Genomic DNA, 25,196 nt, shown 5'->3' with positions numbered 1-25,196 from the left:
AAATAATATGAAATTTAAAAGAATAATTGCGGTAATTTTACTGAGTTTAATAGCCTCCCAAGCTATTGTAAATTCAGCCTTAGCCGCGCCGGAAGAAGTTTTGGTGAATGGTCCTATGACAGTGTGGGATTATTATTTAGCTCCTTATGACCAAAATGGAAAGATAATGGTTTTCCCGACTACTACTAGTTTCTCAACGATTGAGGTGGTAGATGATAACGTACCCCCTGTGTACGCTCCCGGTGCTGATAGCGGGCAGGATGTGGTTATTAAAATCTCTAATAATGAGAAATATAAGAACTGGCAGAAAAATGTTTATAAGGTAATTCTTAAAAATCCGTATCACGAGGCACCCACTAGTGGAATGGAGTTACAGTTTAGGTCTGTGCCGGATGAAAATGTAATTATCCTTTCAGCCAATAACCAGCTTACGAATGGCTTGCATCAGATAACTATATTTTCACATGGTTATAATATAGTTGGCACTAAAATAGAAGTTTTAAACCCTGCGCCTACAATGCAGATAATTAGTGGTATGCCAAAGGCAGGGCAGGAGGTTAAGTTTGAGCTTCTGGGACTAAATTATGGTATAAACAATCCTATATACGAAGTAGTATTGGATGGAACAACCTTGGCAGGAAATTTTGTGGATTATTATGTGGTCTCCAACCGGGTTATAATATCAAACACAGCACTTATAACAGAAGGATTACATAGCCTTACTGTAAAAGCAGACGGTCATCACAACGCAACTTACCAATTCTTAGTAGGGGAAAACGGCAGTAATAGTATAGGTACAATGAAGCTTGATGCAGTCAGCAGTGCAACAAGAGGTGGGGATTCCGGCTCAGGTGATGTTGACGGTGTCAGTGGCGCTACAGGCACCATGGTCAACGCAGATGTGGTTTTTAAATTTGATATGGTAGCAAATGCCTATATTTTAAATGTATTACAAGCGGAGACGGCAGCTTCTTCAAAGGTATTTGAAGCGTGGAATAATTTTGAAGGCAGCAGACGGGTAGGAGCAAGGACGAAAGATTCTAAAAGATATGCTGACTGGAATACATATATGAATCAAGCCATGCAATGTAAAATCCTTGGTGAATACCTTGATTTTGAAAACTTCTATCAATCGGAAAATGATACATATAGAGGAACACCGTTTAACATAAAATACATGTTAGAAAACGGCAGGTACGGAGATATTATAGATTCATCTGAGGCTGACGGAAAGAAAGTTGAAGTATCTGTTCTTACAGCTCATTTCAACGAAGATGTTGTCTTAGGTTATACCGACAGTGATTGGGCAAAGGCCATTCATACAATTAGAATCGGTTCCACAGAGTTGTATAAGAGCCAGTATACGGTTTCAGGGAATACAATTAGTATTCACAAAGCAGCTTTTTTAAGCGGAGAAAACCTTATAACCATAGCTGCTGACGGATACACAACCTATACACAGGTGCTTGTACTTGAGCCGTCAGAAGTACAACTTACACTGGAGGGGACTCCTCATCTAAGGGAGAATGTCTCTATCCTGTTACCAGCTAAGTATGCTAAAGAAATTACCGGTATTACTTTAAATGGGAAAGCCCTATACACAGAAAGTCAGACTGGAGCCGGAGCTTCTTATAAAATCGAGCAAAACCGTCTGGTTATATTTGCAAAGGAATTTAAAGATACCAATGTGCAGTCTCTTGGTATATCAGCAAGCGGCTATGGAGCTAGATATTATAAGTTCCAATTGCTGCCTGAAAATGCAGCAATTGACTTTACTCTTCCGTCTATAACAGAGGTAAGGGAGGATGAAAATACCTTCACTATTGTATTTGACCGCGAACATAAAAACTGGCAGGAGAGCGTATATCGGATTGAGATGGGAATTTTAAGTACCGTAGCACCCATAGACACCATTTTTAATGGAAATCAATTAATTATAAATAAAGATATGTTTAACAGAAGCTTTACTAAGATTACCCTGAAAGCAAATGGTTATGAGAATTTGACGTTTGAAAAGAAGGCAGAATCATTAATTACGCCTGCATTTATTTTAAAGCAAAGCAATACAGCAGAAAAAATTCTACTTTCTGTTGAAAATAGTGCAGAAATAGTAGCTTATATGGATAAAATTACTTCTGTGAGCGTGAATGGAAACGAGGTTGCCTTCAGTAAGGACATTACCAATGGTACTCTGGAAATTATAAATAGCGAGTACAGTTCCCTTAGCGGGGAGATTATTATAACTGTAAAAGCACATGGGTATAATGACACTGCAATCAAGGTGACACTTGAAAAAGCGGAAGAAGTTGAAAATCCAGAAGTTTTAGAACCAGGAAAAGTACCTCCCACCTCAGTTTTTGAAAAGGTAAGTGCTTATTACAGAGTAAGCATATCGGGACAGGAATCCACTGAGTGGATAAATGCTGTAGGTGAAATCTATATCAATGGCAGTAAATTAATAGCTGGTAGAGATTATCAAAAGCAAAGCTATAGTTCCTATATTCAGTTCTATGACAGTGCGTTCGTCGATTCAGGATTACAGGCTATAGTTATAAAATCAGAAGGTTATAAAGATGTAAAGATGCAGACTACAATTGCCCCCTTATACCAAGCTCCAAGTGCAGCAGAGCGCACTGTGGCGGTTAAGGCAGGGGAAGCTGTTAAGGTAAAGATAGACAGCGCAATGATTGGAGAGTCCTCTTATGTCCTTAATACGGTGATTAAAAACGTGTTATTGAATGAGAATCCTGTAGGATATAACATTGTAACAGAGGCGTCTGGATTTATGAATATGGGTAAGGATTATTACCTTATTATTCCAGTAAATCATCTTCCGCGAACTCCGGGAGAGTATACCGTTACAGTACAGGCAAGAAGATATTATGATTTACAGATAAAGCTGGTGGTGGCAGAAGAAAAGGTTGGTACACAAGCTGAAACGAATCAGGAAGCCGTTCAGGAGCCGGAAGAAGCTAATATAGAGAATCCTGTAATTGAAAGTATTCCAAACACAGAGACCACAGAGGGTGTAGAAGGTTTATCCGAATAGGAGTAACAGAACGACCAATTTGATATAGTACTGCAATTTTAGTCCATAGTTTTTAGTATTAGTAAGGTCACAGTCATACATCTATAAAAGAAGTGCAAAGACTTTTCTATTATACAGAACCATAAAGGGAGTGTAGAAAGGGAGTCTTTGCACTTTTTAATCAGATTAGGAGCTACGGATACTTATTTTTGATGTTGTATAATCAGGAATTTATTAAGCGGCTTAATTCTCGTGTTCATGTAAACTTTGCAGATAGCTGAATTCTATCAGTCTATGATAATAATTGCCAAGAACATCGAAATTAAAGCAGTACTTAAATTTATCCAAACTACGGTCTTTAAAATAAATGATATATTTATATTCAGGATGGTCTGCTTCTTCACAAATATATCCGGGAGTATACTTATCAAAAATATCCAGAATATCTTCCAAAGTAAATTGATGAGTATTTACTTTCTTTATCAAGTTTTGTAAAAAGTGATTATCTTTATTTTTATCAGAAATGTAAGTAATGCCTTCCGCCGGAACGGTAAATTTAAAACGACCGCCTTCCAAAGTAATAATCAGATTGAAAAAACGAGGATCAGCAAAAGTTTTGAATTCATCCAAGTATGCAAGGCACTTTTGCTTTGAGATAAACTCTGTTTCCAGCAAGTGGTTTAATAAGTCCAAATCGTAATATATACTAAAGCTTTCGTTATCTGCATAGCCTAGTTTTAAGAGGCCTTCATAAATAGCAGATTCTATGTTCTCCTCCAGATTATTAAATCCGTCCATTGTATATTAATCTCCTGTCTATAGAATATAAAGTTAGCATTTTTCTTTTCTACATTCTAATACAGATAAAATTCTAAGTCAATGGCATTTGGTCTTTGTTGTTTTCATAAGATGTTAGAAAGATAAAAGAGGCGTGACCTGGCATGGTGAGCAAAAGAATACAATGGATGCTGGTAGTTATACTAAGTGTTTTAATTATCCGGTTAGGTATAATAGATAAAATGAGCAATCAGGAGCAGTTTTATAAGCAAGAGGGTGCGATTCTTGTATGGGAAGCAGAGGAAGATATAGCAGCACTTGTAAAGGCTGAGAATGAAAAAGCAGGGAAGGAAAATGCTGGATTAAGGGTATTTAGAGAAGAGAATAGAAAAAATTATACGGATATGTATCCGGATATGTACGTAGAGAGTGTAAAGCCGATTATATTGCTAAAAGAGCAAAAAAAAGTATACCTTACCTTTGATGACGGTCCCAGCCATATAACCAAGGATATTATGGATATACTTAAGAAAAATCAGGTAAAAGCAACTTTTTTTATAGTAGGAAGTACAATGAAGGAGGAGGAAAAAGAATACTTAAAGCAAATGGTAGACGACGGACACACAATAGGAATACATACCTTCTCCCATAACTATAAAGAAATATACTCTTCGGTAGAGGCATTTTTAGAGGACTTTTATGAAGATTATAAACTCATATATGATATAACCGGTGTTCAGGTGAATATATTTCGTTTTCCCTGGGGCAGTTATAATATGTATAATAGAGGCATTCGAGATGAATTAATAGGGGAGATGAAGAGAAGGGGCTTTACTTACTACGATTGGAATGTAAGTGCTGAGGATTCGGTGGGAAATCCGACGGAATACAAAATAAAGAAAAATGTTCTGAAAGATTTATCACGTTATGAGGAACCCATTATACTTATGCACGATTCGGCAATTAATCGGCTGACAGCAAAAAGTCTTCCAGAAATAATAAAAGAAATACAGGATAAAGGCTATGTTTTTGATACATTAGAGAATAGAGAACCTTACCAGTTCGGCAATAAATAAGCAATATAGTTAAATAAATTATATACCCAATGTTTAAATGCATTATATATTTTTGAAAAAACTAAAAACAACTTTGAGGTGGTACACTTTACAAAATAGAAGCATATACTGGTAGTGATAATATTTTAAGGGTACGTGAAATATGTATAAAAAAGAGTATTATGGTTCCCCCATATCGCCTAAAAACAGTGTCCATAATAACATAACCAAAGTTGAACATAATATGCCCAGGCTGTATCCAGCTCAGATGGAAACACAATCCCTTGGCAGGCTCTGGGTTAATACTGTTACCGAGTTGGGACTAAGACCAATACAAAATGCCACTATAAGAATAGCCTATACCGGTGATCCAACATCAGTAGTTGAAGAATTAACAACCGATGAACTGGGGCGTTCCCCTGTAATCGAATTGCCCGCACCTCCTCTGGAATACAGCCTGGATCCGGCTATATTTGAACAACCCTATTCGGTATATACCATTCAGGTTACTGCAGAGGGTTTTGAAGAAGTAGAGGTCAGCGGAGCAGAAATACTTCCGGATGTAACGGCCGTACAGCCCATTAATATGAGGGTTGCCCAGGGGGAAGAAGTATATGTGATACCTCCTCACACCCTTTATGGTGATTATCCGCCTAAAATAGCTGAAGCGGAAATAAAGCCTACGAATGAAACAGGAGAGATTGTACTGCCAAGTGTAGTTGTACCTGAGTTTGTTGTTGTTCATGACGGGCCGCCTTCAGACACTTCTGCCGAAAATTATTACGTCAGATACCGAGATTATATCAAGAACGTAGCTTCCAGTGAAATATATGCTACCTGGCCGGAATCAACCATTACAGCCAATATACTGGCAATTATGTCTTTTACTTTAAACCGTGTGTATACGGAATGGTATCGCAATCAAGGCTATAATTTTACCATAACCTCCTCTACAGCCTTTGACCATAAATGGATGAGAGGGAGGAATATTTATGATAACATCGGTTTAGCAGTTGACCAGGTATTTAATAATTTTTTATCCAGGCCAAATGTAAAGCAGCCAATCTTGACTCAGTATTGTGACGGCAGAAGAGTCCAATGCCCAGGCTGGATGACACAATGGGGATCTAAATCCCTTGGAGACCAAGGATATACTGCCATTCAGATTATCAAAAATTTTTATGGGTCGGATATGTATATTAATTCAGCTAATGAGGTAGCAGGGGTTCCCTCCTCCTGGCCGGGTGCGAACTTAACCATAGGCTCAAGAGGTGACAGTGTCAGGCAGATGCAAGAGCAGTTAAATGCCATAGCAAATGTCTACTCTGTAATACCAAGAATAGCTGTAGACGGTACTTTTGGGCCTCAGACGGAGGCTGCTGTAAGAGCCTTTCAGCAAACCTTCGGACTTCCGGCGAATGGAATTGTTGACTTACCGACCTGGTATAGAATTTCTGAACTATATGTGGCGGTAACAAGAATTGCAGAATTAAACTAAGTAACGGATTGCTTTTAATAGTACCAAAACATGAGTGGAAACCATAAATGCTTTGGTACTATTTTTTTAAATTTTTCTTTAAAATAAGCTTGCTAAATTATAAAATTTAATTTATAATTATAAAAAAATATGAATAATAATTAGATGGAATAAAAAATAAAAAATGCTTGTATTTTAATAAGAGATATGATAGAATACTAACAATTTGGGTATCTGTAGGCCTGATTTGTGTAAGAAGTATACCGTTTTACTATAGGTATACTTATTTTTACGGGCAAATGCAACATAGCAGCATGGTTTGACTACAGAAGTAAAGGTTGCTACATTATTTGAAAGGAACAGGTGGAAGTTATGAAAGCTTATCTAATACTAGAAGACGGTAATGTTTTCACAGGGACAAGTATAGGTTCGACACGAGATATGATTAGTGAAATAGTATTTAACACCTCAATGACAGGATATCTCGAGGTGTTGACGGACCCGTCTTATGCAGGCCAGGCGGTTGTTATGACCTATCCGTTAATTGGTAATTACGGAATCTGTTATGAAGATATGGAATCGAAAAAGCCATGGGTAGACGGATATATTGTAAGAGAAATTGCTCGGCGCCCAAGTAACTTCCGTAGCGAGGATACCCTAGCGGACTTCCTGATAAAGAAGGATATTCCGGGAATTGCTGGTATTGATACCAGAGCATTAACAAAAATCCTAAGGGAAAAAGGTACCATGAACGGTATGATTACAACCAATAGTAACTTTGCATTGGAAGAGGTCATTCAAAAATTAAAAGGTCACAAAACAGAGAAAGTGGTTGAAAAAGTAACCTGCAAGGAGAAAAAGACCTTTTTGGCAAAGGAATTTGTTCCAACAGATGCACAAAAGGCAAGAAGCGGTTTAAAAACCCGTCCTTATAAAACAGGTAACTTTAAAGTAGCTTTACTGGATTATGGTTCTAAGGACAATATTACAGATTGCTTATTAAAAAGAGGCTGTGATGTTACTGTTTATCCCGCACTTACAAAAGCAGACGAAATATTAAAAGAAAATCCCGATGGTATCATGCTATCAAATGGTCCTGGAGATCCGAAGGAATGTATAGAAATCATAGAAGAAATCAAGAAATTATATCAAAGTAATACTCCTATCTTTGCCATTTGCTTAGGACATCAGTTAATGGCTCTTGCCAACGGCGGCGATACTAAAAAATTAAAATATGGGCATAGAGGTGCCAACCATCCGGTAAAAGACTTAAAAACCGGCAGAGTATATATTTCTTCCCAGAATCATGGTTATGTGGTTGAAGACGGAACCATGAAGGCAGATGTTGCTGAGAAAAGCTTTATCAATGCTAACGACGGAACCATTGAAGGATATCGTTATTTAGGAAAAAATATATTTACTGTTCAATTCCACCCGGAAGCATGTGCAGGTCCGCAGGATTCAGAGTTTCTTTTTGACGAGTTTATTGAAATGATGGAGGTACAATAATGCCAAGAATAGAAGAGATTAAAAAGGTATTGGTAATCGGTTCCGGCCCTATTGTTATCGGTCAGGCAGCGGAATTCGACTATGCAGGTACGCAAGCCTGCCGTTCCTTAAAAGAAGAAGGCATAACTGTAGTACTGGTGAATTCCAATCCAGCTACTATTATGACCGATAAAGACATCGCAGACATGGTTTATATCGAACCACTCACCCCAGACATTGTAAAAAAGATAATAATAAAAGAGAAACCGGATAGTGTACTTCCTACCCTGGGAGGACAAGCTGCGCTTAATATTGCTATGGAACTGGAGGAATCCGGTTTTTTAAAAGAGAATCATGTTAAATTAATCGGTACAACCTCAGAAACGATTAAAAAAGCAGAAGACCGTCTGGAATTCAAAACAACCATGGAAAAAATAGGGGAGCCCTGTGCGCCCAGTACAGTAGTTACTACTGTACCTGACGCAGTGGCTTTTGCTGCTACAATCGGCTATCCGGTAGTGGTTCGTCCAGCGTATACTCTTGGTGGAAGCGGCGGCGGTATTGCCCAGAGTGAAGAACAGTTAAAGGAAATATGCTCCAATGGTTTAAGACTTAGCCGTGTCGGACAGTGCTTAATTGAACGCTGTATTGCAGGTTGGAAAGAAATTGAATATGAAGTTATGCGAGATAACCAGGGGAACTGTATTACAGTTTGTAATATGGAGAACCTTGACCCGGTAGGTGTTCATACGGGAGATAGTATTGTAGTAGCTCCTTCCCAGACCCTATCCGATAAAGAATACCAGATGTTAAGAACCTCAGCACTTAACATTATAACAGAATTAAATATAACGGGAGGCTGCAATGTGCAGTACGCCTTACACCCTGAAACCTTTGAGTACTGTGTTATCGAAGTAAATCCCAGGGTAAGCCGTTCTTCTGCTTTAGCATCAAAAGCTACCGGATATCCTATAGCTAAAGTAGCTGCTAAGATTGCCTTAGGTTATAATCTGGATGAAATAAAGAACGCTATTACTGGTAAAACATATGCAAGCTTTGAGCCTGCACTGGACTATGTAGTTGTGAAGATTCCTAAGTGGCCTTTTGATAAATTTATCATGGCAAAGAGAACCTTAACCACGCAGATGAAAGCTACCGGTGAGGTAATGAGTATTTGTACTAATTTTGAAGGAGCACTTATGAAGGCACTTCGCTCGTTAGAGCAGAATGTCTATAGCTTAAGCTACGGTGATTACAGTAAGAATTCTATAGAAGATATCAGAGAAAAACTGCATCTAATCGATGATAGAAGACTCTTTGTTATAGCTGAAGCGATAAGAAGAGGAATAACCTTTGAAGAAATCAATGATATTACAAAGATAGATAAATGGTTCTTAGATAAGATAGCAATACTTGTTGAGATGGAGCAGGAATTAAAGACAAACCCATTAACAGAAGATTTATTGGCAGAAGCAAAACGCCTGGAATTTCCGGACAGAGTGATTGCAGAATTTACTGGAAAGAGCCTTGCAGAAATCAGAAAGCTTCGTAAGGAAGAATATAAGATTACACCGGCCTACAAAATGGTTGATACCTGTGCAGCAGAATTTGAAGCCAGCACACCGTACTATTATTCCAGCTTTGGCAGTATCAATGAAGTCACTCCTGTTAAAGAGAAGAAAAAGATAATGGTATTGGGCTCTGGGCCAATTCGTATCGGTCAGGGTATTGAATTCGATTACTGTTCCGTTCACAGCGTATGGGCACTTAGAAAAGCCGGTTATGAAACCATAATTGTAAACAACAATCCTGAAACTGTAAGTACGGATTTTGATATAGCTGACAAGTTATATTTTGAACCATTAACACCTGAAGATGTGGAAAGCATTGTAGACTTGGAGCAGCCCGACGGTGCCGTTGTACAGTTTGGTGGACAGACAGCCATCAAGTTAACGGAAAGTTTATTAAAGATGGGTGTTCCTATACTTGGTACTTCCGCTGAGAATGTGGATGCCGCAGAAGACAGGGAGTTGTTTGATGCTATTCTAGAGGAATGCTGTATACCTAGACCCGCAGGAAAGACTGTTTATACAACGGAAGAAGCGATTGTAGTTGCTAACGAGCTGGGATATCCAGTTTTAGTTAGACCTTCCTATGTACTTGGTGGACAGGGTATGCAGATTGCCATAAGTGATGAAGATATCAGGGAATTTATGGACATCATCAATTTGAATGTACAAGAACATCCTATTCTTGTAGACAAATATCTCATGGGTAAGGAAATGGAAGTTGATGCCGTATGTGACGGAGAAGATATTCTGATACCGGGTATTATGGAGCATGTGGAGCGAGCAGGTATCCACTCAGGAGATAGTATATCTGTATATCCGGTACAAAATATCACCCCAAAGATACAAAATGTTATCGTAGATTATACCAGGAAGCTGGCAAAATCATTACATGTGATCGGATTAATCAACATTCAGTTTATTGTATATAATGAAGAAGTTTATGTAATAGAGGTAAATCCTCGTTCCAGCCGTACCGTACCTTATATCAGTAAGGTAACCGGAATTCCAATTGTCGGACTGGCTTCCAATGTTATTCTGGGACAGAAGTTAAAGGATTTAGGTTATGGAACCGGACTTGCCCCCAATGCGGATTATATTGCTATTAAGATGCCGGTGTTCTCTTTTGAAAAGTTGTATGGTGCTGACATCAGCTTAGGACCGGAAATGAAATCAACCGGAGAATGTTTAGGAATTGCAAAGACCTTTAATGAAGCGTTATATAAAGCTTTCTTGGGAGCAGGAATCAATCTTCCAAAGCACAAGAAGATGATTATAACTGTGAAAGATTCCGATAAACTGGAAGCAGTAGAAGTAGGTAAGAGATTTAAGAAACTTGGCTATGAAATATATGCAACCAGAAGTACAGCAAAAGCTTTGAACGAAAATGGAGTAAAAGCCATACCTGTTAATAAGCTAGATAAAGAAGCACCTACCATTATCGATTTAATTCTCGGACATGAAATAGATCTGGTAATTGACACACCAACACAGGGACGAGATAAATCAAGAGATGGTTTCTTAATCCGCAGAACCTCTATTGAGACCGGAGTAACTTGCTTAACCTCTCTAGATACTGCCAATGCTTTAGTAACCAGCTTGGAAAATGCGGATATAGACAACATTTCCTTAATAGATATATCAAAACTGTAGTTGATATTACAGCAGGCAAATTTGTTGCAATTAATGCAGTGTGTAGAGAAGCATGAAATATGTAATCATATATTTATGAGATGGTTAGTAGTGTGTACTCCTTAAGTAAGTATAAAATTCAAGCATATAATATGTATAAATAAGAAGAGACTGTCAGAAAGCCTTAGTCGCTGGGGATAGGGCAATCGGACAGTCATCTTTTTACTCATTACCTTTTACTTCTTCTAGAAGAATGTATTCCTTCTTTTTAATAGCAGTTAATATCCATACAAATTTATTCATTCTCTGATAGGTTACTAAAAAACCTGCCTCTTTAAAGAGTTCTGTAAGTACCTCCTGTGTCGTATAATATTCTGTTTTTAAATCTTCTGCCAGAGAAAGATATTGTTTTTCTATGCTGTCAGCCAATAATACATCCCTTATTTCTGGACTTTCATAGATAGTGTCAGCGAGAATAACTTTTCCATCGGGTTTTAATTTTTCATAAAAAACCTTAGCAGCATCTGCCTTATCATCGTTACTCAGATGGTGAAATGCATAACTGCTTATTATTACATCCAGACTGTTATTCTCAAGGGGAATGTTTAGGAAGCCACCTTCCAGTACCGTAAGGTCAGGGTATTTTTTCTTGGATATGGAGCGCATCTTTATATTAGGCTCAAGTCCTATAACCTGGTAACCCAGCTTTCTAGCAGCAAAGGAAAGGTTGCCGGTACCTGAACCGATGTCCAGAACCAAGGAATCGTTCTTTCTTTTTATTTCTGCAGCAATAGTATCTAATATCAATTGATAGTCTTCAAAGACTTCTTTATATTCTCCACGGTCTTCATAGACGGTACGGTCATAGGAGTCTGACCAACTGTCAAATAAAAAGTTAAATTTCTGATCTGCTAAGTTCACATCGGTATCATATAATTTTTGACTAAAATACCGGTCTCCTCTGTCTGGGAGAACGGCCACAATATTTAAAGGTCTTTGTAAGTCAGAGTTATTGGTGGTATTTGTATGGTTTTCTGCCCGGTTTTTAATCCCTTCTTTATAGGCCTGTTTTACTGCTGCAGCAATGGCCGCACCGGAGGAAAAACCTGCTAGAATTCCTTCCTTTTTACCTAGCAGCTGCGCATAGTACCAAGCTTCCTCATCTGATATTTTTTCTACTTCATCAATACAAGATGCATCGAAAATTTTTGGAATAAAGTGGTTCCCAATGCCTTCAATATGATAAGTGCCTTTTGCACCTCCACCTAGGATGGAACCTACTGGATCTGCTAGAACAATTTTCACATTTGGTTTTTGTTCTTTTATATAAGAAGATATACCTACAATTGTTCCTCCGGAACCTGCTCCTGCCACTAAGATGTCAACGTTACCATCAAGAGCGTCATAAATTTCTTTACCGGTAATTCGGTGTGCCTGCACATTCAATTCATTTTCAAACTGCTTTGGCAAAAACACATTTGGGAGCTCTTTTCCGAACGCAGCCGCTCGTTTCATAGCACCCTCAATGCCTTCTTCTGATGGAGTTGGTATAATTTCGGCTCCTAGAGCATGCATCAGAATTTGTTTTTCCATAGAAAACTTTTCAGGAATGAATAGTTTAAGCTTATAACCCATCTCAAATGCGGCAATAGCAAGCCCAAGACCGGTATTACCGGCAGTAGCCTCTATAATAGTATAACCGGGTTTAAGAAGTCCTTGTTCTTTTGCGGCAGTAAGTATCTTTAATCCTACCCTGTCTTTTATGCTTCCACCGGGATTATAAAACTCCAGCTTGCCAAAAAGATTAATAGTAGGATAGGAGGTAAGATTATTTAACTGTAAAAGTGGGGTATTACCAATTAATTCTCTGATATCCTTATAATAGTTCATAGTTTTTGCATGGCACACGTAAGATAAGTGTGGGGTTGCTTTCTAGCTCCTTCCATTAGGTTATAATAAACCTCTTTCTATATCTGCAATTATATCTTCAAAGGCTTCAATTCCCACAGAAAGGCGGACAAGGCTGTCTTTGATGCCCAAAGCCTCACGCTTTTCTTTTGGAATGGAGGCATGGGTCATAGCTGCTGGAAGAGAGATTAAGCTTTCCACTCCTCCAAGACTTTCTGCCAGAGCAATCATTTTTACCTGATTTAATAAAGTTCGGGCAGATTCAGCAGAATCAAGTTCAAAAGAAATCATAGAACCTTTACCGGGGTAATAGATCTTACTAACTTTTTTCATATTTTTTAGGTATTCTACAATTTTTTTTGCATTCTCCTGAGATTTTTCCATACGAAGGGACAAGGTTTTGATACCCCGTATTAAGAGCCAACTATCCTGAGGTCCCAGTATAGCACCAACCGCATTTTGCAAAAATTGGAGCCTTTCCGCTAAATCCGGATGGTTTACCACTACAAGCCCTCCAACCACATCACTATGTCCTCCCAGATACTTAGTGGCGCTGTGAATTACAATATCAATACCGTCTTCCAAAGGTCTTTGAAGATAGGGTGTAAAAAAGGTATTATCTACCACCGTAAGTAAGCCATATCTTTTACCAAGTGCAGCAACCGCCCTCAAATCCGTAAGTTTCATAAGGGGATTGGTAGGAGATTCTATAAATATGGCTTTTGTTTCCGCTTTTATTGCTTGTTCTAATAAGTCCAGATTGCTGGTGTCCACTGAAGTATAGGAGATTGAGAGATTTGTAAATACTTTGTCAACTACACGAAAGGTTCCGCCGTAAACATCATCAGAAAGTATAATATGGTCTCCGGCCTTGAATAAGAGTAGAACTGTGGATAAAGCAGCAAGTCCGGAGGCAAATGCAAAACCGGTTAGTCCGCCTTCAAGTTCGGCTGCCAAGGTCTCAAGAGCATATCTGGTTGGATTTTTTGTCCTGGAATATTCAAAACCTTTATGTTTCCCTACTTCTGGTTGTCTGTATGTAGAAGTTTGATAGATAGGTACATTAACAGCACCGGTGGTTTCATCCTCAGAGATACCACCATGAATTACTTTAGAATCAAAATTCATATAAATATCCACGCCTTTCCAGACCTGCAAGCTTTGAGCCACAGGCAGATATGTTTTAATGGGTTAAGTATATCATTCTAAACAGATATGTATACTATATTGTATGTGAAGTTCTAAAATAGGTTCTTACTTTTGTAAAATGAAAGCAAGCAATTCTTAGGGTTGGGTATCACCCCGTAAGCTGTTAAAGGAGCTATAGATATCGAGTATTCCATAGCCCCATTCTCTGTTTGGATAAGAGAGGTTTGGGTCTCTTTTGGCACCTCGCAACAAAAGATTTTTTATTTCTACGCTATCTACTTGTGCAAAAGTACCAGATGACTGGCTCCATTGTAAGACCATAGCGGCTATTCCTGTAGTATGAGCAGCCGATAAGCTAGTGCCGCTGCTCGTGGTATAACTATTATTCAAATCAGGTCCGATTAAATTAACCCCTGGTGCAGCCAGGTCCGGATTTATATTGTTATTTCTGGTAAAACCTCTGCTGGCGTTGATATACAGGCTGTCATTGGTATAGTCATAGGCTGTAACAATAATAGGAATCAGAGTATTGGCAGGAGAGGTAAGCGTTGTATAGGGGCTTGGTTCAGTAAAGAAAGTATCCGAATCTAAAAAATTTGTTATAGGGAGCCATATATGAAAATTTGCAGCCAGGTCACTGCTTGAGTATACTCGAAAACGCCAGATTCCTTCGGTAGGAGCTTGAAAGCGCATCAAAATTAGCTGGTCTCCGGTCTGGGATTCTACCAATTCGTAATCCACGAAGATAACAGTATTTTCAAAAATGAATCGAATTACTCTGGTTTCACCAAGTCTGGCGGGAATTCTTGGTATAAACTCACCAGTGGGAGAGAGTATATCAATAGAGAAGGTACTAGGAGCATCACCCCACAGCTCCATGGAAAATCCTAAATTATCGGCTCCTACTCGAAGTTCAACAGTAACAAACTCAGCTCCGTTTGTTACTGTACCTTGAAAATGGTGACCTCTGTTACCTTCATTGCCTCCTCCAATTGTAACCCCTACACCTCTGGCATCAGCCACCAGGGACAGGTAAGAGCTTAAAACACCCCGTTCATCATGAGCACCCTGAGAGGTGCCAAAACCGATACAGATACTGATGGGTCTGCTAAGGCGGGAGGAAACATCCAGAAGATAATTAATTCCAAATATGATATCCGTTTCTTGAAAGCACACAACATCCTGAGGAATAAGAAAAAAATTACGAAGATAAGGCTTTGCCTGTTTCAGCTTCACAACGATGATTTCAGCTTCCGGCACCACTCCGGCAAAGTTGTTAGCGTCATTTGGTGTACCAGCAGCAATACCGGCCAAAAAAGTACCGTGTCCCTCCGTATCAATGCTTTGCACAACTGAGAGAGGATCTTCGCTTTGCAGGGCAAGATTTATCTGTTCCTGGGTGTACTCGGTGCCATAAAAAAAGCCTTCCGGAGCAGGCCCGGTTTGAATTGTCTGATCCCAGATTGAAATAATTTTTGAGGTGCCGTCTGCTTTGCGGAAGGCTTCGTGTCTGTAATCTATACCAGTATCAATGATACCAATTAATATACCATCCCCTCGAAGATTAAATGCCGGGATGTTACGTATTCTGGTGACACCTGATGCTTCAAGGCTTCCTGTATCCAGTAAACCGAAACAGCTTGGAAGGACACCATAACCATATTCCTGAATTAGATTTTCAGGCAGACTGGTGATGGGAGTATAGACAACGTTATGGGTATTATTTAGCCGAGTCTGACAGGTACCGGTTATCGAAGATGTAAACCGTTCCAGCAGCTGGCCGGACTGAAAAATCAAATCGGTGTAATCTTCATTTAAAATAAAATCTCTGCAATCTTGATCCAAGCCTTCATCTCCAATAAAAGTTCTTACTAATTAAATATATGAGTAAATCATGGTAATATTCTAGCCATGGATTCTAATTTAGGAATCAGAGAAACTGCCAGTATTTTCATGATTTTCTGGTTGTAGGAAGTATCAATTCATGATATAATATTTTTTGATTATAACTTATAAAACATCAAGGAAGATGGAAAAAACCTAACATGGATGGTAAAAACATAACATGATTGATAAAGATAAAAGAACATTCAAAAGAAAAAATATTTATACGAAAGATCAATTAATGGATTTCTTTTCTAATATTTCATTGCCTGATGGAGTAATCAGTAACTATATTGAAAAAGATAATTACATAGAGTTTATATATAATGATACCATTTATTCAACTTTAATTGACGGCGGCAATTGGGATGAGATAAAACAGGAACTGCTCCGTCAGAAGGAACGTAAAAAAATGGAGAGTGACCGTATACAAGCCTTAGAAAAACAGGATACGCTTACAAAGCTGTATAACAAAGAGTACAGCAAGAGAATCATAGAAGAATTTCTAGAAAAAGCAGAACCGGGTTCCAGACATGCATTAATGATTGTTGATATTGACAATTTTGATACTGTAAATGAGAATCTGGGCTATATATTTGGTGATACGGTACTGGTTAATATAGCGGATTCTCTGCGTAAAATATTTTACGATACAGACATAGCCGGACGTATCGGAGGCGATGAATTTCTCATTTTCCTTAAAAATGTTCAAGAGATAGAGTTATTAAAAGAAAAAGCGGAAGAGATTTATTCTGTGTTCCGCGGCACTTATACTGGAGAAGACAGAAGCTATCAGATGTCTTGCAGTATTGGTATTGCCGTATTCCCAGAAGACGGTGCAGATTATATGCAATTATTTTTAAAAGCAGATGCAGCACTGATGAAAACACGAGAAAACAGGAATAATTTCTATAGCTTTTACCAGGATATGTTATATCCTGATATGTTATATCCCGATATGTTATATACTGATACAGTATATACTGATATCCCGCATACTGGTATATCAACTCCTGACATAAAAAAAATAGAACAGTATATTGACAGGGATTGCTATGAAAAATATATAATTAATAAAACCAGGGCCTATGGAAGCAGTAATTTCGATAAAGAAATAACGGCCTTTGCCTTTGATATTATGTCCCGGACAAAGGACGTCAACAGTGCAATAAATCTTCTGTTAAATAAAGTCAGGGTTCAATTTGATTGTGACCATATCTGCATACTGGAATATACTACATCCTCTTCAGATTTATCAGCCACTTATTTTAGTTCAAAGGATGGGATACAGGCCAAAGAAGAATTAAGCCATAAAATTCCACTCCTGGTACAAAATCTTGATATTTCATTTGATGAAAACGGAATTTACTATGTGAATCATATAGAAGAAACAGAAGATGAGGTTGTCAAAACCCTCATGGAGAATCTGGAGATAAAAGCATTGCTTCAATGCGGCATATTCGAGAATGGGACGTTGAAGGGATGTGTAAGTATACATGATTGTGAAAAACCCCGGTATTGGACACAGTACGAGGTAGACTCATTAGTTACCATAACAAAAATCATTTCTTCTTATTTGCTAAAAATGCGAGCATCTGAACGTGCCAGTCAACAGCTTTATCGAATAAAGAATTACGATATCTTAACAGGACTCCCTACGCTACACAAATTTAAAAAAGATGTTAGAAATCTCCTTGAGAAATACCCAGACCGTAAATATGCAATTGTATACTCGGATATAACACAGTTTAAGTATATTAATAACACCTTAGGATATGAGGCGGGTGATAAAATTCTGTGTGAATTTGCTGCGCTCCTTACAGAAGCAGATACGCTAACAGAGGGTGTTTCCAGAGTATCTGAGGATAATTTTTTAGCGGTATTGCAATATGAAGAGGAGGAAAGCTTCAAAAAGCATATTTTTCAAATAAACGAAAAATTTCATTCTATGCAAAAAGCTAAATATCCGAGTACCAAATTCATCATTGTCAGTGGTGTGTCTTTGGTTGATTCAAGGGAAGATATAACAGTTGCTATTGATAATGCCAATATTGCAAGAAAAAGCATAAAAGGAAATCCTAAAACCACTTGTAAGTTCTTTGATAATTCTATGAAGGTGAAGTTGCAATGGGAAGCTGAAATTACTAATTCCATGGAACAGGCTCTTAAGGATGGAGAATTTATTGTTTATTTACAGCCTAAAATCGGATTAAGTGAGAATATATTAGTAGGAGCAGAAGCATTGGTTCGATGGAAAAAAGGGGATTCTCTGGTACCACCCAATGATTTTATACCTATTTTTGAAAAGAATGGATTTGTTGTTAATTTAGACTTCTATATTTATGAAGAAGTCTGCAAAATCTTAAGACGTTGGATTGATGGAGAACGCAGAGTAGTACCTATCTCGGTGAATGTATCAAGAATTCATCTAAATGATGAAAATTTTGTAGGAGATATTAAAAGGCTGGTAGATTCCTACCGGATTCCTTATCATTTCCTAGAGCTCGAACTGACAGAGAGCATATTCTTAAGCAATACAGAAGTTGCTATTAATACCATGAAAGAGTTAAGGCGTTTAGGATTTGGAGTATCTATTGATGACTTTGGTGCAGGATATTCTTCTCTGAATTTATTAAAGGATATGGCTACGGATGTAATTAAACTGGATAAGGAGTTCTTTGGGCAGGGAGACATGCAAAAGGAGGAACAGATAATATTATCGAGCATTATCAGCATGGCGAAGCAGCTCAATATGAAGGTGTTATCCGAGGGGGTAGAAACTCAGAATCAGTCAGATTTCCTAAAAAGTGTATATTGTGATATGGCACAGGGATATCTGTATTCAAAGCCTATACCGGTAACTGAATTTGAAGAACTTATGAAAAAATAACTGTTTACATAAATGTAATGTCCGTAAATTTTATTGTACAGTATATGTTATATATACGAAACGATGGTACTACTAAATATTTAGGTGTTTTACCTATAATTTTATGGATAGTTAAATCCTCCCGACATGGAGTATACTTAGGTTGAATCTTAAGAAACTCATAGCGGGGGGATTTTTGTGAATAATAGACTATGGTATACAAAGCCAGCCAGCGAGTGGAAGGATGGTCTTCCGGTTGGCACCGGCCGTTTGGCAGGAATGGTTTTAGGAGGAATCTTTACTGAAAGAATTGCCCTGAATCATGAATGGTTATGGACTGGGCAAAACCGTGACAGGGAGAATGAAACCAGAAGTGAGTATCTGTCAAGGGTAAGGGGATTATTAGAGAAAGAGAAGTACGAAGAAGCAACTCTGCTTGCCAATGAAGCTTGGGGAGGCAATGGCGGTATCAGTGGCAAACCTAGCAGAGAAGACTCCTATCAGCCGGTGGGAGACTTTAAATTTTCATTATGTCATGGAGAAGCGGTAGGTTATAAGAGAGAACTAGATTTAGACAGGGCATGTGTAACAATTTCCTATGATGCAGACGGAAAGCATATAACCAGAACTGTTATAGCACATTTGGTTAATGACTATATTATCATTCGTCTTTTTGCTGAAGGGGAAACACTTGCTGGTGTATTCTGGCTGGAAAGAACTGCTGATAAAACCTGTGAAATCAGCTATGAATCCGGTGCTGCCACAATTATAATGTCGGGTTCTTTTTATGATGGTTTATCTTTTTGTGCCAAGGCCGATATAAAAGTGCAGGGTGGCAGAATACTTCCGGCTGAAAACCATCGGATAAAAGTAGAGGATGCCAACGAGATTCTGATTTTTCTTAATATGGGAACCAGTGCCAAGGGAGAAAATCCATTAGAGGAGTGCAGAAGGTACCCACTTCCGGTTAAGACATGGCAGAAATTATTCGAAGAAAATATAAAAGAGCATGAGGATCATTACGGGAGACTTAAATTAACCATACCGGATAAAGAATACATAAAGCCCACCAATATAAGAGTCAGGGAATACCGTAACGGTGGTAATGATATTACCATGCCTTTATTGTATTTTAATTATGGAAGGTATTTATTATGTGCCTCTTCTGCCAATGCCGAACTGCCGGCAAATCTGCAAGGAAAATGGAACGAAGATATTGCACCTGCATGGGATTGTGATTATCATAATGATATAAATTTGCAAATGAACTATTGGCTGGCAGAGAGCGGGCATCTGGAGGAATATACACAGGCGTTGCTTGTTTTTCTGGAAAAAATGGTGCCTCATGGGAAAGAAGCCGCAAAAAAACTGTTTGGTTGTGAAGGATTATGGCTTCCTTTATCCTCAGATGCCTGGGGGCTGGCAACGCCTGAAACCTATGGATGGAGCGTGTGGGTAGGAGTGGCAGCTTGGCTATCTGAACATATCTGGTGGCATTACGAGTATAGTCAGGATATGCAGTATCTAAGAAATAGAGCATATCCGTTTTTAAAGGAAACGGCACTTTTTTATGAAAGTTTTTTAGTTAAGGACAGTGACGGTGTATATCAGATTATGCCCTCCCAATCTCCGGAAAACCGTTTTGTGGGAGGAGGAGATATGCCGGTTACAATTTGTGTATCTTCGGCGGCAGATATAGAATTGGCAGCAGAGGTATTATCCCACGCCATAAAAGCTGCCAAACTCCTCGGGATAGATAAAGAGAAGCAGTGTATTTGGCAAGAGCTATATAACAATCTGCCAAAACTAAAGATTGGAAGCAATGGCGGGTTATTGGAATGGAACAAGGAGTTTGAAGAAGTAGAGCCCCATCATAGGCATATTTCTCACCTGATTGGCTTGTACCCGGGGGAGGTTATAAGTAAGGAGAGAACACCAGAGCTTTTTGAGGCAGCGTGTATTTCTCTTGAAAATCGAATTTGTGCAGGGGGAGGATATACAGGATGGAGCAGAGCCTGGATAGCTTGTCTTTATGCGCGAATAGGAAAAGGTGATTCAGCCTGGGAGCATCTGAGGGCTTTAATCGGAGATTATGCTACAGAAAGCTTGTTGGACTTGCATCCGCCGAAGATTTTTCAGATAGATGGTAATTTTGGAGGCACGGCAGCTATTCTTGAAATGCTTTTGCAAAGTTATTATGAAGAGCTTGATTTTCTTCCGGCATTGCCCAGTGCCTGGAAAAAGGGTTCGATAAAAGGTATCAGGGCAAGAGGTGGATTTACAGTAGATTTAGACTGGGATAATTATAAACTTCTTAAGGCAAGAATTGTATCAGTGGCGGATAGAGACTGCGTGTTAAAACACAAGAGTAAGAAATATAAGATTATTGATAGCTGGGGAAATACGATTCCTCATCATGTGGAGGGGAACCATCTGACCTTTAGAGTCATAAAAGACCGTATGTATTTTGTTATGGGGCTTTAATGGAGTCTATGAAAGGATGATAAACCTGCAACTATACTACATGAGAGCTATGGTAAATAACATTGTATATTTTTGTTAAAAGCATATACTTTAAAGTAAGGATAAATGAAAGGAGAAAGTTATGAAGTTTAGTTATGGCTGTTGGGTACAGAGGAAGGGAACGGAATTATTTAGTCCTGCCGAGGTGTATGAAACGAAAAGAGATGTATCCAGTATAACCTTTTTAGCACCCACTCACAAAATCAAGCACAGAGGAGATACTTTGGGAGGACCTAATCTGACCATTAAAATATCTGCTCCGGTGCCGGAAGTATTACGTATCCAAACGTATCACTATAAAGGCGTTGTAAACCATGGGCCGGATTTTGAATTAAATATGGGAGAGAACTCGGCGTTGTCCATTGAAGAAGACGAGAAAGAATATATACTTTCAAGCGGCTCCTTAAAAGTGACGGTAGATAAGGAAACCGCTGCTCTTAATTTTTATCGGGGAAAATATAAATTAACTTCTAGTAAAGCTCGTGACCTTGCATATGTAAAAACCGAATTTACTGGATTGGCTCATGAAACCGACACAAAGGATGCTTATATGAGAGAGCAGTTAAGTCTATCCGTAGGTGAACTCATTTATGGGCTTGGGGAACGCTTTACCCCATTTGTTAAAAATGGACAGAACGTTGAGATTTGGAATGAGGATGGGGGAACTTCTACCGAACTGTCTTATAAAAACATACCATTTTATTTATCTGGCAGAGGTTATGGGGTCTTTGTTAACAGTACGGATAAGGTATCCTTTGAAGTAAGCTCGGAAATGGTAAAAAAAGTAGGTTTTTCAATTCCCGGGGAGAGTCTGGATTATTTTATCTTCAACGGCCCTACCATGAAGGAGGCTCTTTCCAGATATACAGACTTGACAGGTAAACCGGCACTGCCTGCTCCATGGACTTTTGGACTCTGGCTTTCTACGTCTTTTACTACGAATTACGATGAAGCAACTGTTACAAGCTTTGTGGATGGCATGATAGAAAGAGAGATTCCTTTGAGTGTATTCCACTTTGACTGTTTTTGGATGAAAGGCTTTCAATGGTCAGATTTTAGATGGGATAAAGAAGTATTTTCAAATCCGGCAGGGATGTTAAGGCGTTTAAAAGAAAAGGGATTAAGGATTTGTGTCTGGATTAACTCCTACATTGCCCAAGAGTCGGTATTATTTGAAGAAGGAATGGAAAATGGATATTTTGTAAAGAGAACGAATGGGGATGTATGGCAGTGGGATATGTGGCAGCCGGGAATGGCATTGGTGGATTTTACAAATCCCCGTGCTTGTGAATGGTTTTCTGCAAGACTGGAAGATTTGCTGGACATGGGGGTTGACTGCTTTAAAACCGATTTTGGAGAGAGAATTCCTATTCAGGATGTGGTATATTATAACGGTGCAGATCCGGTTCGAATGCATAACTATTATACATACTTATATAACAAAACGGTTTTTGATTTATTGGAACGTAAACGAGGCAAGAAAGAGGCAGTATTATTTGCAAGAAGTGCTACGGTCGGCGGACAAAAATTCCCGGTACACTGGGGTGGTGACTGCTGGTCTGATTTTGAATCCATGTCTGAAAGTCTGCGGGGAGGGTTATCCTTAACTATGTCAGGCTTTGGTTTTTGGAGCCATGATATTGGTGGCTTTGAAGACACTTCTACTCCGGATGTGTATAAGAGATGGGTTGCGTTTGGATTAATGTCCTCTCATTCCAGGCTACATGGAAGTAGTTCCTATCGGGTACCTTGGGTCTATGATGAGGAGGCAGTGGATGTAGCGAGATTTTTCACCAAATTAAAATTATCTCTTATGCCATATATATATCGTAATGCAATAGAAACCAGTAAAACAGGTATACCGACCATGAGAAGTATGGTACTTGAGTTTCAGGAAGATCCTGCCTGTGGGTATTTGGATAAACAATATATGTTTGGAGATAGTCTGTTGATTGCACCGGTATTTGATGAGGAGGGAGTCGTAGAATATTATGTTCCTATGGGTAATTGGACAAATTATCTCACCGGTGAGAAGATAAGAGGCGGTAGTTACCGGAAGGAACAGCATGGGTATTTCAGTCTCCCCTGCCTTGTAAGGGAAAATACCATTCTGGCGGTCGGTGCTAAAGATTCTGCACCTTCCTATGATTATGCGAAAGAGGTTACCTTCAAAATATATGAACTAGTTGAAGAAAAAATGGCTGCTACAAAACTCTATGATATAAAAGCCGACCTAGAACTTGAAATATCCAGTTTGTTAACAGGAAATCAAATTAAAATAACCGTAAACCATTATGCTAATAAAAAACCGTATAAAATATATCTTCATAATATAAAAAATGTTACTGCATGCAACGGAGGGAAATATGACATAGACAGTACAGGTACTTTCCTGATTCCTGATAGTAGTGACATGTCTATGACAGAAGAGTTGGTTTGTATCTTAGGATAAACCCAATTGCTTTTACTCTGCCTAGTCGTATTAAAGGGCAGCTTTAGGAAAGACTTGACAAATACGAAAATAATAGCTTAAATAGAAGAAAAGGCATAAGTTACAAAGGTAGCATATGCCTTTTCTTAAGTAGTCAATTGCGAAACAGTCTGTGCATGTGATGGAGGTAGTCAAAATCACCAAAAACAGGTTCATGCGGTGGTAAGTCCTCTTTATTTTGGTGATTTCGTCTACTTCCTGTCTTTAAGATAGTGTGTCACAATTGTCTGCTTTTGTTAAGTTATAGAGGAGGCGATAGCATTGGCGAGTGGTCAGGCATTATTGAAAAAATACCAGATAAATATAATTAAAATTATTAAGATTGCCATAGGCAGCAGTATAGCTATATTGCTTGCGGAAGTGCTTGGTTTAAAGTACAGTGCTTCAGCGGGAATAATTACTCTGCTTAGTATACAGGATACAAAAAAAGAAACTCTGAAATTAGCCGGAAAACGTTTCCTGGCATTTCTTTTCGCAATAACCGCTGCATATCTGTTGTTTCAAAGTATTGGTTACTATACCCATGTATTTGGATTATTTTTATTAGTCTTTATTACCGGCAGTTATTTATTGCGTTTGCAGGATGGCATATCTATGTGCTCGGTTATGGTAACACATTTTTTAATCGAAAAAAATATGGAAGCCTCGTTTATAGGTAATGAACTTGCAATCTTTGGAATTGGAATTTTAGTGGGGATTCTATGTAATATATATATTCCGGCCAGGCTTTGGCAAGTGAAGTCCGACATGGACAAGGTGGAGCAGCATATGAAGAACATTCTTGGAAGTATGGCAGAATGTATCCTCTTTGAGAGACAAAGTTCAGAGATGACAGATTGCAGCAAAGAAAAAAATTGCAAGATGGGCTGCTGTCTGGAGGAGGAATTTGCTGTTTTAAATCAATTGCTTTCTGATGCCCTATTAGGAGCGTATGCCAATATGAATAATACCTTGTTAAGTGATACACGGTATTATATACAATATTTTGATATGCGTAAAAGTCAGTTAGTAATCCTTGAGCATATAAAAGAGCAGTTATGTCTTCTGACACAGATACCAAAGCAGGTAAAACCAATTTCTATGTTTATACAATGTATCGGAGCGCAATTTCATGAATATAACAATGCAGAAAGACTTTTGTTTGACCTTGAGGTTATTAAAGAGGATTATAAGGAAGAACCGAATCCCGCTACCAGAGAGGAGTTTGAAAACCGGGCTATATTGTATTTAATATTATATGATTTGGAAAGCTTTTTAAAGATTAAAAGGGATTTCGTCAGAGGGATTACAAAGAAGCAGATAGAGACCTTTTGGGAAAAAGGCAGGAAGTAACTTAAGGATAATGGG

13 protein-coding genes are annotated in these 25,196 nt (G+C 38.5%); 9 read left to right on the top strand and 4 right to left on the bottom strand.

Annotation, left to right across the window (positions count from 1 at the left end):
• Positions 1-7 precede the first annotated feature (7 nt).
• Complete coding sequence (locus acsn021_RS17305; protein WP_184092282.1) at positions 8-3,049, top strand: hemoblobin-interacting domain-containing protein; 3,042 nt, start codon at positions 8-10, stop codon at positions 3,047-3,049.
• A gap of 222 nt (positions 3,050-3,271) precedes the next feature.
• Here acsn021_RS17305 and acsn021_RS17300 read toward each other — a convergent pair whose 3' ends face one another.
• Positions 3,272-3,826: a DUF3877 family protein gene (locus acsn021_RS17300; RefSeq protein ID WP_184092281.1), complete on the bottom strand. Its 555-nt coding sequence runs from the start codon at positions 3,824-3,826 to the stop codon at positions 3,272-3,274.
• Positions 3,827-3,969: 143 nt separating this feature from the next.
• On the opposite strand from acsn021_RS17300, the gene acsn021_RS17295 reads away from it, so the two are divergent.
• The 4 genes from acsn021_RS17295 to carB all read left to right on the top strand — a co-directional run bounded on the left by acsn021_RS17295 (position 3,970) and on the right by carB (position 11,046).
• On the top strand, positions 3,970-4,881 hold the full coding sequence (locus acsn021_RS17295) for a polysaccharide deacetylase family protein (RefSeq protein ID WP_184092280.1): 912 nt from the start codon (positions 3,970-3,972) through the stop codon (positions 4,879-4,881).
• A 223-nt stretch (positions 4,882-5,104) separates the two neighbouring features.
• Positions 5,105-6,358 (top strand): peptidoglycan-binding protein, encoded by a 1,254-nt coding sequence (locus acsn021_RS17290; protein WP_184092420.1) that lies wholly within the window; start codon positions 5,105-5,107, stop codon positions 6,356-6,358.
• 351 nt (positions 6,359-6,709) lie between these two features.
• The gene (locus acsn021_RS17285; RefSeq protein ID WP_184092279.1) at positions 6,710-7,846 is read left to right on the top strand and encodes a carbamoyl phosphate synthase small subunit; all 1,137 of its coding nucleotides are present in this window, start codon (positions 6,710-6,712) and stop codon (positions 7,844-7,846) included.
• Entirely contained in the window at positions 7,846-11,046 is a 3,201-nt protein-coding gene (gene carB, locus acsn021_RS17280) for a carbamoyl-phosphate synthase large subunit (protein ID WP_184092278.1), read from the top strand. The genes acsn021_RS17285 and carB overlap by 1 nt, the downstream gene beginning before the upstream one ends.
• Before the next feature lie 201 nt (positions 11,047-11,247).
• On the opposite strand, the gene acsn021_RS17275 is transcribed toward carB, so the two are convergent.
• The 3 genes from acsn021_RS17275 to acsn021_RS17265 form a co-directional block, all read right to left on the bottom strand.
• Complete coding sequence (locus acsn021_RS17275; RefSeq protein ID WP_184092277.1) at positions 11,248-12,915, bottom strand: pyridoxal-phosphate dependent enzyme; 1,668 nt, start codon at positions 12,913-12,915, stop codon at positions 11,248-11,250.
• A 60-nt stretch (positions 12,916-12,975) separates the two neighbouring features.
• Positions 12,976-14,061, bottom strand: a complete 1,086-nt coding sequence (locus tag acsn021_RS17270) for a trans-sulfuration enzyme family protein (RefSeq protein WP_184092276.1) — start codon at positions 14,059-14,061, stop codon at positions 12,976-12,978.
• Positions 14,062-14,217: 156 nt separating this feature from the next.
• On the bottom strand, positions 14,218-15,927 hold the full coding sequence (locus tag acsn021_RS17265) for a S8 family peptidase (protein WP_184092275.1): 1,710 nt from the start codon (positions 15,925-15,927) through the stop codon (positions 14,218-14,220).
• A gap of 220 nt (positions 15,928-16,147) precedes the next feature.
• Here acsn021_RS17265 and acsn021_RS17260 point away from each other — a divergent pair, with 220 nt between their 5' ends.
• From acsn021_RS17260 to acsn021_RS17245, 4 genes are all read left to right on the top strand, one after another.
• A complete protein-coding gene (locus acsn021_RS17260; protein ID WP_184092274.1) occupies positions 16,148-18,856 on the top strand; it encodes a bifunctional diguanylate cyclase/phosphodiesterase in 2,709 nt (902 codons plus the stop codon).
• 177 nt (positions 18,857-19,033) lie between these two features.
• Positions 19,034-21,319: a glycoside hydrolase family 95 protein gene (locus acsn021_RS17255; RefSeq protein WP_184092273.1), complete on the top strand. Its 2,286-nt coding sequence runs from the start codon at positions 19,034-19,036 to the stop codon at positions 21,317-21,319.
• Between the two features lie 121 nt (positions 21,320-21,440).
• Complete coding sequence (yicI, locus tag acsn021_RS17250; protein ID WP_184092272.1) at positions 21,441-23,810, top strand: alpha-xylosidase; 2,370 nt, start codon at positions 21,441-21,443, stop codon at positions 23,808-23,810.
• 300 nt (positions 23,811-24,110) lie between these two features.
• Positions 24,111-25,181, top strand: coding sequence for an aromatic acid exporter family protein (locus acsn021_RS17245; protein ID WP_184092271.1), 1,071 nt, complete (start codon positions 24,111-24,113; stop codon positions 25,179-25,181).
• The last annotated feature ends 15 nt before the right edge of the window (positions 25,182-25,196 follow it).

It is taken from the genome of Anaerocolumna cellulosilytica (assembly GCF_014218335.1).
Taxonomy (GTDB): domain Bacteria; phylum Bacillota; class Clostridia; order Lachnospirales; family Lachnospiraceae; genus Anaerocolumna; species Anaerocolumna cellulosilytica.
The sequence above is the reverse complement of the archived record's forward strand: the minus strand, read 5'-3'. Positions and strand labels throughout refer to the sequence as shown.

Bases quoted from the DNA above. Each gene is read 5' to 3' on its own strand.
- acsn021_RS17305 (WP_184092282.1), top strand. From the start codon at position 8: ATGAAATTTAAAAGAATAATTGCGGTAATTTTACTGAGTTTAATAGCC.
- acsn021_RS17300 (WP_184092281.1), bottom strand. From the start codon at position 3,826: ATGGACGGATTTAATAATCTGGAGGAGAACATAGAATCTGCTATTTAT.
- acsn021_RS17295 (WP_184092280.1), top strand. From the start codon at position 3,970: ATGGTGAGCAAAAGAATACAATGGATGCTGGTAGTTATACTAAGTGTT.
- acsn021_RS17290 (WP_184092420.1), top strand. From the start codon at position 5,105: ATGCCCAGGCTGTATCCAGCTCAGATGGAAACACAATCCCTTGGCAGG.
- acsn021_RS17285 (WP_184092279.1), top strand. From the start codon at position 6,710: ATGAAAGCTTATCTAATACTAGAAGACGGTAATGTTTTCACAGGGACA.
- carB (WP_184092278.1), top strand. From the start codon at position 7,846: ATGCCAAGAATAGAAGAGATTAAAAAGGTATTGGTAATCGGTTCCGGC.
- acsn021_RS17275 (WP_184092277.1), bottom strand. From the start codon at position 12,915: ATGAACTATTATAAGGATATCAGAGAATTAATTGGTAATACCCCACTT.
- acsn021_RS17270 (WP_184092276.1), bottom strand. From the start codon at position 14,061: ATGAATTTTGATTCTAAAGTAATTCATGGTGGTATCTCTGAGGATGAA.
- acsn021_RS17260 (WP_184092274.1), top strand. From the start codon at position 16,148: ATGATTGATAAAGATAAAAGAACATTCAAAAGAAAAAATATTTATACG.
- yicI (WP_184092272.1), top strand. From the start codon at position 21,441: ATGAAGTTTAGTTATGGCTGTTGGGTACAGAGGAAGGGAACGGAATTA.